The organism is Cupriavidus sp. 01L45, from assembly GCF_056399885.1.
In genome coordinates this window covers 19,122-32,610 of sequence record NZ_JBFTSG010000042.1, presented here as the reverse complement: position 1 = coordinate 32,610, position 13,489 = coordinate 19,122, and the positions used below count along the sequence as shown (strand labels likewise).

Annotated in this window: 9 protein-coding genes; 4 read left to right on the top strand and 5 right to left on the bottom strand. The window is 65.1% G+C overall.

Going from position 1 to position 13,489, the window contains the following annotated elements:
- Positions 1–14 precede the first annotated feature (14 nt).
- Both AC1DT6_RS26365 and AC1DT6_RS26360 read right to left on the bottom strand, forming a co-directional pair.
- A complete protein-coding gene (locus tag AC1DT6_RS26365) occupies positions 15–1,589 on the bottom strand; it encodes a methyl-accepting chemotaxis protein (protein WP_441625977.1) in 1,575 nt (524 codons plus the stop codon).
- A 70-nt stretch (positions 1,590–1,659) separates the two neighbouring features.
- Positions 1,660–3,423, bottom strand: a complete 1,764-nt coding sequence (locus AC1DT6_RS26360; RefSeq protein ID WP_441625975.1) for a sensor domain-containing protein — start codon at positions 3,421–3,423, stop codon at positions 1,660–1,662.
- 337 nt (positions 3,424–3,760) lie between these two features.
- Here AC1DT6_RS26360 and AC1DT6_RS26355 point away from each other — a divergent pair, with 337 nt between their 5' ends.
- Positions 3,761–4,639: a LysR family transcriptional regulator gene (locus tag AC1DT6_RS26355; protein ID WP_441625973.1), complete on the top strand. Its 879-nt coding sequence runs from the start codon at positions 3,761–3,763 to the stop codon at positions 4,637–4,639.
- 46 nt (positions 4,640–4,685) lie between these two features.
- On the opposite strand, the gene AC1DT6_RS26350 is transcribed toward AC1DT6_RS26355, so the two are convergent.
- Positions 4,686–5,591: a LysR family transcriptional regulator gene (locus tag AC1DT6_RS26350; RefSeq protein WP_441625971.1), complete on the bottom strand. Its 906-nt coding sequence runs from the start codon at positions 5,589–5,591 to the stop codon at positions 4,686–4,688.
- 130 nt (positions 5,592–5,721) lie between these two features.
- Here AC1DT6_RS26350 and AC1DT6_RS26345 point away from each other — a divergent pair, with 130 nt between their 5' ends.
- Positions 5,722–6,624, top strand: a complete 903-nt coding sequence (locus tag AC1DT6_RS26345; protein WP_441625969.1) for an oxidoreductase — start codon at positions 5,722–5,724, stop codon at positions 6,622–6,624.
- 68 nt (positions 6,625–6,692) lie between these two features.
- Here the strand turns inward: AC1DT6_RS26345 and AC1DT6_RS26340 are convergent, their stop codons facing one another.
- Together AC1DT6_RS26340 and AC1DT6_RS26335 are read right to left on the bottom strand one after the other, a co-directional pair.
- On the bottom strand, positions 6,693–6,887 hold the full coding sequence (locus AC1DT6_RS26340; protein ID WP_441625967.1) for a hypothetical protein: 195 nt from the start codon (positions 6,885–6,887) through the stop codon (positions 6,693–6,695).
- A 3-nt stretch (positions 6,888–6,890) separates the two neighbouring features.
- A complete protein-coding gene (locus tag AC1DT6_RS26335) occupies positions 6,891–7,079 on the bottom strand; it encodes a hypothetical protein (RefSeq protein ID WP_441625965.1) in 189 nt (62 codons plus the stop codon).
- Between the two features lie 498 nt (positions 7,080–7,577).
- Here AC1DT6_RS26335 and AC1DT6_RS26330 point away from each other — a divergent pair, with 498 nt between their 5' ends.
- Together AC1DT6_RS26330 and AC1DT6_RS26325 are read left to right on the top strand one after the other, a co-directional pair.
- Positions 7,578–9,626: a CHAT domain-containing protein gene (locus AC1DT6_RS26330; protein ID WP_441625963.1), complete on the top strand. Its 2,049-nt coding sequence runs from the start codon at positions 7,578–7,580 to the stop codon at positions 9,624–9,626.
- 1 nt (position 9,627) lies between these two features.
- Positions 9,628–13,407, top strand: a complete 3,780-nt coding sequence (locus tag AC1DT6_RS26325; protein ID WP_477111130.1) for a WD40 repeat domain-containing protein — start codon at positions 9,628–9,630, stop codon at positions 13,405–13,407.
- The last annotated feature ends 82 nt before the right edge of the window (positions 13,408–13,489 follow it).

Genomic DNA, 13,489 nt, shown 5'->3' with positions numbered 1-13,489 from the left:
CCCTGCGCGGCAGCTCATTCGGTCAGCATGAATACATTGACGCAGTCCTCCAGATGCTGCGCCTGCTGACCCAACCTGGATGCTGACTCCGCGGCCTGCTCGACGAGACCCGCATTTCGTTGCGTCAGCTGCGCCACTTGCCCTACCGCCAGATCAATATGCCCGATCTCCTGGCTCTGCTCCCTGCTGGCGCTGGCGATGATCGACACAGAGTCCATCAGCGCCCTCACCTTCTCTTCGACGCCCGCCATCGCCCCGCCTGCGCATACGGCCACTGCCCCGGCCTGGGATATGGCTTGATTTGAATCGTCGATCAGGAGCTTGATCTCCTTGGCTGCGCTTGCCGTCCTGGTCGACAAGCCTCGAACCTCGGTAGCCACGACAGAGAAACTCCTGCCGCTTTCGCCAGCCCTGGCGGCTTCGACGGCGGCGTTCAGCGCAAGAATGTTCGTTTGAAACGCAATGCCGTCAATCATCGACGTGATTTCAGCGATCTTCCTGGACTGACGGTCCAGGTCGCCCATGAGGTTCGCCAGCTTGCGAACATCGCTTGCCGCAGACATCGCCGCGCTGGAAGCCGCCTGTGCCGCCTCGTTGACGTGTTCCGCGCCCAATGCGTTCCGCCGCGCCGTTTCAGTGATCTGGGACAGGCTTCCTGTCGTTTCTTCGATTGAACTCGCCGTTTCCTCATTGCGCCGGGAGAGATCCGCATTGCCGCGCTCCTGGTTTGCCGCCGCCACCCGGATGGTATCGACGGCCACCCTCGCGTCCAGCAAGACGCCTACCAGCTTGGCGTTCATCTGGTTCAATACGCGTCCCAGCATCTTTGCCTGAACGTCGCCGCGCTCCGGGAACCGGGCCTGTACCTGCCCCGAAGAAACGGCAAAGGCCGTCTCATTCAGCCTCTTGAGTGGCTCCAGCACCTGCCGCGAAAGATAGAACGCCGCCCCGAGGCCAATCACCACGCCGGATGCGGTGAGCATCCATATCCCTTCCACGAAGATGCCAGCCTCCGCTTTCAGGAGGCTGACGCCGATGGCTTGTGCCAACAGAATGCCTACGAGCACAAGCATGACGGCCCAGAGGCGGATGCCGACAGGCAGTCCCAGAATCCGGCTCGAGAGGCCAGCGATTCCTACGCGCTTGACTTCACCATGATGCAACCGGAAACGCTTGTCCTCCCCCTCCCGAATCCGCCGGTAGAGCTCGGTTGCGGTTGCCACCTGCTCCCTGGAAGGCTTGGTCCGCACTGACATATAGCCGACCTTCTGCCCCGATTTGAAGACGGGCGTGACATTTGCGACCACCCAATAGAACCCGCCGTCCCTGCGCCGGTTCTTGACGACCCCTGTCCACGGACGGTCATCCTGCAGCGTTGCCCACATATCCTCGAACGCCTTCGCCGGCATGTCCGGATGGCGGACGATGTTCTGCGGCTCGCCGATGATTTCAGCCCTGGAGAATCCGCTGCTCCTGACAAACGCTTCGTTAGCATAGGTAATGCGGCTGAAAATATCCGTGCGCGTAATGATGACCTCACCATCCGGCAGCACGTACTCTTCATTTTTGACTGGAAAATTCCCGCGCATTCCGTTTCCCCGACAAGTATCCCGTTGCATAAAAAATACGCAGAAATAAGATCATGTTTTTTGACACTTCTTACTTCTCCTTTCCAGTGCCGCCTCTCGTCCAGTCTGCTTCCCTTCCATATGAATTCATATAGTTAATCAGATCTCCTATCGGCATAGGACGGGCAATCAGGAATCCTTGTATAAGACGACAGCCTTCTTCCTCCAGGAATTCCAGTTCACTTGAAGTTTCGACACCCTCGGCTATCACGCCAACGCCGAAATTCGAGGCGAGCATCATGATTGCCCGGATTATCTTTTTTGAATTCTCGCTTCGTCCGCTTTTCTCAATGAATGAGCGCGCGATCTTCAGTGAGCTTACGGGAAGGGTACTTAGGTAGCCGAGATTCGAGTACCCCGTTCCGAAGTCATCGATCACGATCTCGACGCCGGCGTTCGCGAGCGCCTCCAGCGCGGAGGTGGAAGACTCCCCCTGTGGGATGAGCGCACTTTCTGTAATCTCGACCTTCAGCGAGGTCGGCGCAAGCGCGCTCCTGCGCAGCGCCGCTTCGACCTTGCCCGCAAATCCGGAAGCATGCAGCTCTTCGGCCGGGACATTTACCGCCACGGTCAGGGACACGCCAAGTTCCGCGTTGGCGCGAGCGATATCGGAGGATGCTTTCTCGAGAACGAAGTCCGTGAGCTTGTGGCCGAGCCCCAGGTCACAGACCACCGGGAGAAACTCGGCAGGCATGATCGTACCCAGGGTCTGGGAATTCCACCTGACGAGGGCTTCCACCCCGACTACCTTCCTGGTCTTCAGATCAAAGACCGGCTGGTAGGCAACCCACAGTTCCCTGGCGCCAAAGGCATGCCGCATCGCCTGGTAGATCTGGTGATATCGCTCGGCATTCTTTCTTAGCGCAGGGGAGTAGTGCTTCGCCCTGCCGCGCCCTTCACGCTTGGCCTCATACAGCGAAATGTCGGCCTGCTTGAAGAGCGCCTTGCTATCGCCGCCGTCGTCGGGAAACCGGCTTACGCCAATGCTGGCGCCTACATAGAGCGGCGTTCCGGATACCACGATCGGAACCTCGACCGTGGCGCAAATGCGCTGGAGAATCGACTCCCTGTCGGTATCCGTCAGCGGGCCGGCAAGAGCCACCGTGAATTCATCGCCCCCGAGCCTCGCAACGATATCGCCAAGCCGGGTGGCATCGACCAGGCGCTCCGCCACCTTGATCAGGACCTGGTCCCCGATGTCATGCCCCAACGCGTCATTGATGCCTTTGAAGCGGTCAAGGTCGATCAGCAGGAGCGTGACCCCGTTGCAGCGTTCGCTGCTGGCTGAGATCAGTACGTCAAGCTGCTCGAAGAAAGAAACCCTGTTGTATAGCTTCGTCAAATCGTCGAAGCACGCCAGCTCTCGCAGTCTGCGCTCGGATTCCAGGCGCGAGGTGACGTCCCTTCCCGCCGAGATGAAGTGGGTAATCGCGCCGTTCAGATCGCGAAGCGGCGTGATGACCTTCTCCTCGGAGAAGAGCACGCCATCTATTCTTCTGTTTACAAAAATCCCTTTGAATGTCTCACCCGCGCCTAGAATCGCCCATAGTCTCTCGTAGAATGCCTCCGCCATCTTCCCCGACTTCACTATGCCGGGCGTATTGCCAAGCGCCATCGAACGGTCATAACCCGTCTGGGCTTCGAACGCCTTGTTGACGTAGGTGATTTTTCCCATCGAGTCCGTAATGACGATGGAATCGGCCACTTGCTCCATCGCAAATGCGTACAAGGACAAATTGTCCACACCCCATGTTGACTCGATTCGCTCCACCGCATCGCCGCACAAATCGACCATCCTGTTGCACCCCCCGTAAAGCCCGCGTCGCCGTGACGACGACGCCTGCACCCGAAAGCCCCGACAATTGAGGCCTATTTTTTTACCGGATGCGCCGGGTATGAGCGAGTCACGAACGGACCAGGGGTAGCATAACCCCGCAACTAATTCAGCAGCCTCTGGCCCTATGCAGCCGACTCTTGGGTCGATTTGCATGTTCTCTACACACTTCGATTTACAACGCTATCGTAAAGACGATCCTTTTTTGACGTAGGTCATCCCGGCGCGCCCCAAGTATGGCGTAGACTGCGCCGACGAATAAAGCAAGAAAAATTGATGGGGTGGACAAACTTCGCTTATGGGCCGTAGACCTAGCATCGAGCAACTTCGGGTTTTTCTGGCAGCCGCAGACCGTCAGAGTTTTACGCTTGCAGCGCGGGCTTGTCACAAGACGCAAGCTGCTGTGAGCATGCAGATGCGCCAACTGGAGCAAATGGCCGAGGCCAAGTTGTTCTGTCGGGAGAATAGACAGCTAAAGCTGACCGCTTCCGGGGAAGCGCTTTACGCGTACGCGATGCGTGTGGTTGCGCTGGAGGAAGAAGCCTGGGTGGCGATTCGCGGCAGCGCAAAGCACCGTCTGCGAGTCGGGGCTCCCGAGTTCTATGCGAACGAACTGCTTCCCATTGCAATCCGGAACTTTCATGCTACCCACCCGACCGTCCTCATTGAGCTGGTTTGCGCGTCGACCGCGCACCTGAACGGAAAGCTGCAGAGCGGCCAGGTGGACCTTGCCATTGGCGTGCGAGGGGCCCATATGGATGGAGACCCCTTGTTCACCCAGGAGCTACGCTGGGTTGCGCACCCGGACGGGCCTCACATCTGGCAGCAGAATCCAATCCCCATTGGGCTGTACGAGCTTGGGAGCACGGTCCGCGCCCATATCCTGGCCGCGTTGGAGCATGCCGAAGCCGACTATAGCTGCGTATATGAGAGTACATCCGTACCCGGCATCCTGGCAGGGGTGAACGCTGGCATGGTGGTGGCGGCAGTACCCTCGCAAGCCGCCCGTGAGCACCTGCGGATTCTTGACCGCGACGATGGATTGGTGGATATCGAGCGGCTAGACATTGTCATGGCGACCAGCAATACCGTCGCCCCGCCCGAGGCGAGGCAATTTGGTGAAGTGCTGAGACAGGCTGCCCAACGCTGGAAAGCAGTGGCTGCAGCGGCCGAATAGCAGGAATCCATCGCCGCCATCCTTGCATTGCATTTCGCAAAACCGCTCAACCTGCCGGCGGCAGCACCGTCTTGAGCATATCGATAAACGCGCGCAGCTTCGCCTGCGACTGCGTGCGCACCGGGAAATACAGGTACAAGCCATCGCTGCGCGGCACATACGGCGCCAGCACGGCCTCCAACTCGCCCGCCGCGAGTTCCCGCCCGGCCTCGAACTCCGCGACGTAAGCCAGCCCAAGCCCCCTGCGGGCAAGATCGACCAGCGTGTTGCGATCGTTCACCGTGACCTTGCTGTCGATATCGACCCATACCTTGCGGCGGCCCACCTGGAAATCCCAGCGATGGATCAGGCCCGATTTGACGAAGCGATACTGGATGCCCTGGTGGCGCATCAGGTCCGCCGGCGCCTTCGGCCGCCCTGCCCTGGCGAAATAGGCGGGGCTGCCGACCACGCACCAGGTGACGTCCGGCGTGAGCCGCAGCGCAACCATGTCCTTGGCCAGCGTCTCGCCCAGGCGTATCCCGGCATCGAAGCCGCTTTCCACCAGGTCGACGACACCTTCGTCCAGCGTCAGGTCCAGGTGTACCTCGGGATGCAGCAGGCGAAAACGCTCGATCATCGGTTCAACCAGCAGCGCGCAGGCCGCGCGGGTCATGGTGATGCGCAAGGTGCCCGAGGCATGGGTACTGAAGCCGCCGAGCGCTTCCAGCGCGCCGCCGATTTCCTCCGCCGCGGGACGTAGCCGCGCGTACAGCGCGGCGCCGGCCTCGGTCAGGGCCACCCTGCGGGTGGTGCGCTGGAACAGCGGCACGCCGTGCCGCCGCTCCAACAGCCGGATCGCCTTGCTGACGGCAGTCGGCGAGACCTGCAGCCGGCTGCCGGCAACCGTAAAGCTCTTGTGTTCCGCCACCGCCAGGAACATGGCGATACCGTCGAAGGCGTCCTTGTCCATTGCTCACTCCATTATGAACCTCTGGTTCATGACGAATGTACCTCGATCCGCTTTTTGCCGGGCAATCGGATGCGTAGGATTTGCTTCATCGGCACCGGCTCTTCCGGTTGCCGAACCCGACCAAGGAGCAATGAATATGAGCAAGCAACACACGCAACACACGCAACAGACTCATCAGACTCAACAAACGCAAACCCGATTCAAGCGCGTCTGGCTGATCACGGGCGCATCGCGCGGCATCGGCGCGGAGATCGTTTCGGCGGCGCTCGCCCACGGCGACGCCGTCGTGGCGACCGCGCGGAATTCGAAGACCGTGGCCGGCAAGTTCGGCGCCTTGCCCGGCCTGCTGGCGGTGGACCTCGATGTCACCGACGAAGCGTCCGCACGGGAAGCGGTAAAGCTGGCGGTGAAACGATTCGGCCGTATCGACGTGCTCGTCAACAACGCGGGTTTTGGCATGGCCGGCGCGGTGGAGGAGGCCAGCGCGGCCGAAGTCCGGAACCTCTTCGAAACCAATGTGATGGGCCTGCTCAACGTGACGCGCGCCGTGCTGCCGCAGATGCGCAGCCAGCGCGCGGGGCACGTGATCAATGTGTCGTCACTGGGCGGTTACCGGGCAGCCGCCGGTTTCGGGGTCTATAGCTCGACCAAGTTTGCCGTCGAAGGCCTGTCGGAAGCGCTGCATGACGAGCTTGCACCGCTTGGCATCCACGTCACCGTGATCGAGCCTGGCTACTTCCGCACCGACTTCCTGGATGCTGCCTCGGTAGTGGAGTCCGCCACGGTGATCGGCGATTACGCCGGGACGGCAGGCAAGGTGCGCAGCACGGCCAAGGCCTATAACCACCAGCAGCCCGGCGACCCCAGGAAACTCGCGCAGGTATTGCTTGCGCTGGTAGCGGCACAGCAGCCTCCGCAGCGCCTTCAGTTCGGCACCGACGCGGTGAACCGCGTGCGCGAAAAACATGCGCTGGTGGAGCAAGAACTGCAGGCGTGGGAAGCGCTGTCACGGTCGACTGACTTCCCGGCCTGAGTGCGTGCGGCTCGAATGCGGCTGACGTGGCGCGGCGCCGCGCCACGTCAGCCGCATCGGGCTCGCGTTCAAGGCCTGCCTGTTGGCGCGAGCCGCCATTGCCTGACGATCCGCGTACGCGGCTGCGGCCACCAGGCAAGCTGGCGCGTCTCGCACCGGCAAGCGTCCACAAACGCCAGCATGCGCTGCCCGGCGGACAGCGCGATCGGGCAGGCGGGGCGGCTCGCGCCCGGCTCGGCGTCTCCCACTGGGGTCGACGTCATGGCTCAGACCGGTCCGGGATGCAGGCGGCCATCGTCGCCGAGGATCATGCCTTGCCAGGTGGCCGGCTTGCCCGACAACTCCCATGCAAGGATCTGGACGGGCGTTCTTCCAATGCCGCCGCGCAGTTCCGCCATCGCTTTCTCGTCCAGCACTTCGGACACCGGCAGGTCTTTAATGTCTAGCGTGTTCATTACAGTCTCCTAATAGTCGGTAAAACAGGTCGGGATGTTGACGTGTCGGATCGGGGGATCCGTATCGGGCCTGTTACGAGGCTTGATGTCAGGTGAGCATGGAGCGTGCCATTCGCGCGCGTGGGCTGTCTGCGCCACGCATGGGGCACACTGCTTCGCTGCTTCCCGGGCAAACCCGCCCAATGCGGCTGAAGCGGCCTATTCCGTGTCCGACGCCGGCTCGTGCGGCGAGATGCGATGTTGGCTTTCCGGCAACAGAAATGCGAGATGTGGCGTCCCGGCCAACAGTTGCGCCATGGCGGCTTCTCGCCGTGGCGGGCGGCGCCGGATGCAGCTTGCATCACCGCAGGCATCGTTCCAGATCCGTGCGGCAGCGACGCAAATTGCATTTTTCGCAAATATCATATTCATTAGTTCTTGGACGGGCGCGTCTCCATCGGGACACCCGTCGCCGGCAACGCATTCCGGCCCCGCGTCACGGACTCCGCGAGACGGCCTATGCCACGCAACTACTCCGAGCTAGAAATCGTCATCGACAACGATGGCGGCGGCAGGTACGAGGTGGAAGCCCGTCATCGGGTGCCTGAAGGGGACGCCATTACGCCGCGCGTGCCGCTGGCGCTGTCACCGGATGACCCGGCCCTGCGCGATGCGGACCCGCGGGTGTGCGGGCGCGCGCTGGCGGCCAGCCTGTTCGCGGCGCCGGCTGTGCGCGATGCCTTTGTCGCCGCGCAGACCGCGGCGCAGGAGCGCCGCCTGGACCTGCGCGTGCGCCTGCGCATCAGCATCGATGCGCGCGAACTGCATGCGCTGCCATGGGAGACCTTGTTCGACCCCGCCGGCGAGCATCCCCTCTTTATCGGGCAACACTGCTTTTTTTCGCGCTACCTGTTCGCGCGGGAGATGCGCCTGCCCAAGCTGCGTGCAAAGAGCGATGTGACAGCGCTGGTGGTGGTGGCAAACCCAAGCGGGCTCGGCCCGGAGATGGCGGCGATCGATGCCGCCGGGGAAGCCGCGCGCGCGGCTGCCGCGCTCGCCCCGGTCCCGGTGACCACGCTGGCCGAGCCGGGACACGCCACCGTGGAACGAATCCTCGCCGCCTTGCGCGACGGCGTGGACGTGCTCTATATCGTGTGCCACGGCGCGCTGGTGGATGACACGCCCATGTTGTGGCTCGAACGCACCGACGGCACGCGCGACCTGGTGGCCGGCAGCGTGCTGGTGGACCGCATCGGCACGCTGGAGCGCCCGCCCAGCCTGGTGGTGCTTTGTTCCTGCCAGAGCGCGGGCGCGGCGCGCGGCGGCAGCACGCTGATGGCGCTCGGCCCGCTGCTGGCGCAGGCCGGCGTACCGGCAGTCCTCGCCATGCAGGGCAATGTGAGCGTGGCCACCATGGACGCCTTCATGCCGGTGTTCTTTACCGAACTGCGCGACCACGGCGAGGTGGACCGCGCCGCGGGCATCGCGCGCGCGGCGGTCAGCCAGCAGCCCGACTGGTGGATGCCGGCGGTGTTCACGCGGCTCGACAGCGGCCGCATCTTTTATCCGCCGGGCTTCGGACCCGACGAAGGCGATGGCGCCGATGCCTGGCGCGCCGTCATCGAGAACATCCAGCATGGCGAGACCACGCCGATCCTCGGACCGGCCATGAGCGAGACGGTCTTCGGCTCGCGCCTGCAACTGGCGCAGATGTGGGCCGAGGCCTATCACTTCCCGATGGCGGCGCACGAACGCGATGAGCTGCCGCAGGTGGCACAGTACCTGGCCGTGTCCCAGCAAGGGGTGTTCCCGCGGCGGCTTTTCTTCAAGTTCGCGTACCAGCACCTGAGCCAGCAGTACCGCGACATCCTGCCACCCGCACTGTCGGCGCTGCGCAACGAAGACATCATCGCGCAGCTTGGCGAGGTGGTTTGCACCGTGGGCCGCGCGCAGCGCCAGCAGGATCCCGCCAGCCCCTACCGCGCGATGGCGCGGCTCAAGTTGCCGGTGTACCTGACGACGGATCCCAGCGACCTGCTTGCCGATGCCCTGCGCGAGGGCGGCGCCGATCCCGGCATCCGGCTGTGCCGCTGGAACCGCCAGGCCGAAGCTTGCGACGACGCGCTGTCCGAAGGCCGCAAGCGCGCGAATCCCACCGCGCAGGCGCCGATGGTGCTCAAGCTGTTCGGCGACCTGCGCGAGCCCGGCTCGCTGGTGCTGACCGAGGACCAGTATTTCGATTACCTCACCAGCGTGTCGATGAACCGCAACGCCATCCCGCTGGCCGTGCGGGCGCGGCTCAACGACAGTGCGCTGCTGTTCGTCGGCTTCGACGTGCAGTCGTGGGAATTCCGCATCCTGTTCCGCAGCATCCTCAACCTGGAGGGCGCGGACCTGCGCCAGGAATACCAGCACCTTTCCGCGCAGCTCGATCCCAACAGCATCGTCGACCCGGTGAGCGCGCGCCGCTACCTGGAGCGCTACTTCCAGGACAAGGCCCGGCTCAAGCTGTACTGGGGCGACGTCGGCATGTTCACCGCCGAACTGCTGCGACGCCTGGAGGGGTGAGATGGCGGCCAATCCCGAACTTCCGGACACGACACGCAACGCCCACGGCCCGTACATCGGCCCCATGCCGCTGGACGAGACGGACCCCATCTTCGGCCGCGATGCCGAGATCGAGGAACTGCGCGACCGCCTGATAGCCGACCGCGTCGTCCTCCTGTATTCGCCCTCGGGCGCGGGCAAGACGTCGCTGATCGAGGCCGGCCTGCGTCCGCGCCTGGCGGATCGCTTCGACGTGCTGCCCACCGCGCGGGTCAGCGTGCCGTATGAAGGCAGCAACCGCTATGTCACCAGCGTGCTGCACTGCTGGGCTGCGCGCGCCGAACTGAAGCCGCGCGCGGACGATACGCTGCTGTCCTGCCTGTCCCGCCTGGAAGACCACAATCCGGGTGGCCGCACGCGGCGGCTGCTGATCGTGCTCGACCAGTTCGAGGAGATCTTCACGCTCGACAGCACCGACACCGGCGCCAAGCAGGTGTTCTTCACGCAGCTGGGCGAGCTGCTGGATCGCAGCGGCAGCCCGGTATGGGCCCTGGTGGCGATGCGCGAGGAATACTTCTCGTGGCTCGATGCCTATCGCGACCTGGTGCCGACGCACCTGATGAACACCATGCGGATCGACCTGCTGTCGCGCGAACAGGCGCTGGAGGCGCTGCGTGGACCGGCGCTGGCGGCGGGCGTGGATTTTCGCGAGGACGCGGCGCGGCAACTGGTGAAGGATCTGGCCCAGGTGCGCACGCGCGATGCGGCCGGCCAGGTAAGCCTGCGCGAGGGGCGCTTTGTCGAGCCGGTGCAATTGCAGGTGGTCGGCCTGAGCCTGTGGCAAGCCTGCTTCGGCCAGGACGGGCCGGCGGCCGGCGGGGGCGCGATCACGCTCGAGCAGGTTCGGCGCCTGGACACCGGCGCGGCGCTGGCTTCGTACTGCAATACGGTGTTCGACACGGCCGCCGCCACGCGCCCACGGCAGCGCGTGGTACGCGACTGGGTCGAGAGCCGCCTGATCACCGCCACCAACATGCGCGCCCAGGCAACGCTGGACGCCGGCTCGCGCAGCGCACCCACGGCGGCCGAGCTCGACCTCTTGCAGCAATATCACCTGGTGCGCGCGCAAAGCCGCCAGGACGCGCAGTGGCTCGAGCTTGCGCACGACCGGCTGATCGAACCGGTGCGCGCCAGCAACGCGCAATGGCGCACCCAGTACCTGCCGCACTGGAAACAGCTGGCGCGCGCCTGGGCCCTGTCCGGCGAGAATCCCGGCGTCTTCGGCAAGCTCAGCTCCACCGAGGAACTCGACGACACCTTGCTCGAAGCCGAGGACCGGCACAGCGAAGCGGAAAACCGTTTCCTGGCGGCCTACCAGCGCTATCGCGCGGAGCAGGAGCGCGCGCGGCGCTGGCATATCCTTGGCTATTCGCTGGCGTTCGTCACGTTCGTGGTTCTGATCGGCGTTGCGATCCTGGCCTGGCAACTGCGCGCCACCAAGCAAGACATCGCCCGGCAAAACGCCCTTTTCTCGCTGCTCGGCTCGCGGCCCGCGCCGGACGCCGCGCTGCTGGCGGCCGTGGAGGGCACGCGCGACCTGCATGGCCACTCCCCGCCGGCGGGCTTCGATTTCCGGCGCTCCCTGGTCAGCACCATGAATCGTGCCCGCCATATCGAAGCCTACCTGGCGCGCGCGGATGAGCAAACCCTGGAGGTGCAGGCCGATGCCGGCTATCGGGTCAGCGCCAGGCTCGGCGCGAATCACTGGATCGTGGACGTCACCGGGCTCGGTCCCGGCGCCCGCACGGTGCGGCTGGACGAGGCCGCGCTGCGCAACCAGCATCCCGACGGCATGCGCGTGCTGGCGCTGACCGGCGCCGGCACGCTGGCCACGGGCGGCCAGGACGGCAGCGTGGCGTTGTGGAACATCGCGCAGCCCGCGCGTGCCACGGTGCTGCAGCCGCCGGGGGCGAGCCGCGCAAGCGGATGGGGTCCGGTCTCGGCCCTGTCCGGCGACGGCCGGCGCCTGGCCGCGGGCTACGACGGCGGCCGCGTCGTTGTGTGGGATCTCGCCAAGGGCGGCGACACGTGGCGGCGCCCGGTGGCAAGCGGGCGCGCACACGCCCTGCGCATCACCGACGTGGCGCTGTTCGATCAAGGCCGGCAGCTCGCCACCGCGTCGCGCGACGGCAAGGCCCGGCTGTGGCGCCTGCCGTCCGACTCCGGGGCGGACCCCGCTGTGTTGAAGACCCCCGCACAGGAACTGTCGGCGCCCGCGGACAATACCGACTGGTTCGCGGGCTACCACAGCATCGCCGTCAGTCCGGACGGCAGCCTGGCCGTGGCCGGCACGCGCGGCGGCCGCATCAGCGTGTGGCGCACCGCCGATGGCGTGCTGTGGCCGCGCGCGCTGCTGGGCCACGACGATGCCGTGGTGCGGCTGGTCTTCACCGACGACAAGCAATTGCTCTCCGGCGGCTGGGATGGCCGCGTGATCCGCTGGCGGCTCGACCCCGAGCGTATGCAGTTCACGCGCAACGAGCTGCTGGACCTGCCGAGCCAGATCACCGGACTGGCGCTGGCCGGCCGCGACCAGCGCCTGTTTGCCTCCACCGAACAGGGCGAGCTGCTGCAGATGCGCTTCGACGCGCCGCGCCATCCGATGGCACGGATCCTCTCGCGCGGGCAGGATGGCGCGCCGCCGCTACTGCTGGCGCTGACGGGCGTCACCCCGCCGGTGGCCGCCGCGACCGAAAGCGGCAGGCTGGTCATATTGCAGGCGGAGGCCGGCAATCCAGCGAGCCGGCGGCCGGTTTCCATGCCGGCCGCGCCGGTGCGCGCGCTGGACTGGGCGCGTGGCGCGCGGCGCCTTGTGGTGGCGGATGACAACGGCCAGGTCTGGATGCTTGCGGCCGATGGCACCGGCAATGCGATCCTGCCTGGCGTAATGGCGGGCACCAGCGCGCGCCTGACACTCAGCGACGATGCGCGCCTGCTGGCGATCCGTTCGGGCGAACCYGCCGAAGCCCGGCGCCTGGAACTATGGCGTCTGCCGCCCGACGCCGGCGCGGCCACGCCTGCCGCGGCCGCTGCATCCGCCACCGAAGCCACCGCAGAAGCCGACGCCTGCCGGATCCCGCTGCCCGAGCCGCTGGCGCGCGCGGCCTATGCCACCTTCCGGCCCGGCGCCAGCGAACTCGCCGTGGCCGAGGACGACAGCATCGGCCTGTGGCGGATCGAGCTCGCCGGGACCGATTGCGCCGACGCCAGGGCGGTCATGGTCCAGCGTTTCGAAGACCTGCCGCGCGGCCAGATCACCAGTCTTGCCTTCGGCGCGCGCGGCGACACGCTGGTGGCCGGCAACTATCTGGGCAAGGTGTACCGCCTGGCATTGCCGAAGTCCCCGGCCTCGCCGGGCCAGCCGGTGCGCGCCCGGGCCACCATCCTCAAACAAGATGCCGCGGGCGTCATCACCGCGCTGGCCGCGCCAGACGCGCCGTTTGTCGTCGCCGGGGACGACCATGGCAATCTCTTCCTGCTCGACCGCGAGACCGACCGGCCACTGCCGATCCCGCAAACGCTCTATCGCGACCCGCGGCAACCCGTGGCCGCCCTCTCCGTCAGCGACGACGGCCGTTGGCTGTATGCGGCGGGCACCGGGCTTGCCGCGATCTGGGATCTCGATATGGAGCAATGGCGCAAGCAGGCCTGCGCCATTGCCGGCGGTGGCTTTACGGCCCGGCAGAAAGCCGATTTCTTCAAGGGCGATACGCCATCGCCGACCGCATGTGAAGCACGTTGAATACGGTGAATGCGTTGATCAACAGGTTGATCGACGCCTTTATCGACGCCTTTATCGACTGAGTTGACCGGAAGAGGAGCAC

Bases quoted from the DNA above. Each gene is read 5' to 3' on its own strand.
- AC1DT6_RS26335 (WP_441625965.1), bottom strand. From the start codon at position 7,079: ATGAACACGCTAGACATTAAAGACCTGCCGGTGTCCGAAGTGCTGGAC.
- AC1DT6_RS26340 (WP_441625967.1), bottom strand. From the start codon at position 6,887: ATGACGTCGACCCCAGTGGGAGACGCCGAGCCGGGCGCGAGCCGCCCC.
- AC1DT6_RS26350 (WP_441625971.1), bottom strand. From the start codon at position 5,591: ATGGACAAGGACGCCTTCGACGGTATCGCCATGTTCCTGGCGGTGGCG.
- AC1DT6_RS26345 (WP_441625969.1), top strand. From the start codon at position 5,722: ATGAATATGAGCAAGCAACACACGCAACACACGCAACAGACTCATCAG.
- AC1DT6_RS26360 (WP_441625975.1), bottom strand. From the start codon at position 3,423: ATGGTCGATTTGTGCGGCGATGCGGTGGAGCGAATCGAGTCAACATGG.
- AC1DT6_RS26355 (WP_441625973.1), top strand. From the start codon at position 3,761: ATGGGCCGTAGACCTAGCATCGAGCAACTTCGGGTTTTTCTGGCAGCC.
- AC1DT6_RS26365 (WP_441625977.1), bottom strand. From the start codon at position 1,589: ATGCGCGGGAATTTTCCAGTCAAAAATGAAGAGTACGTGCTGCCGGAT.
- AC1DT6_RS26330 (WP_441625963.1), top strand. From the start codon at position 7,578: ATGCCACGCAACTACTCCGAGCTAGAAATCGTCATCGACAACGATGGC.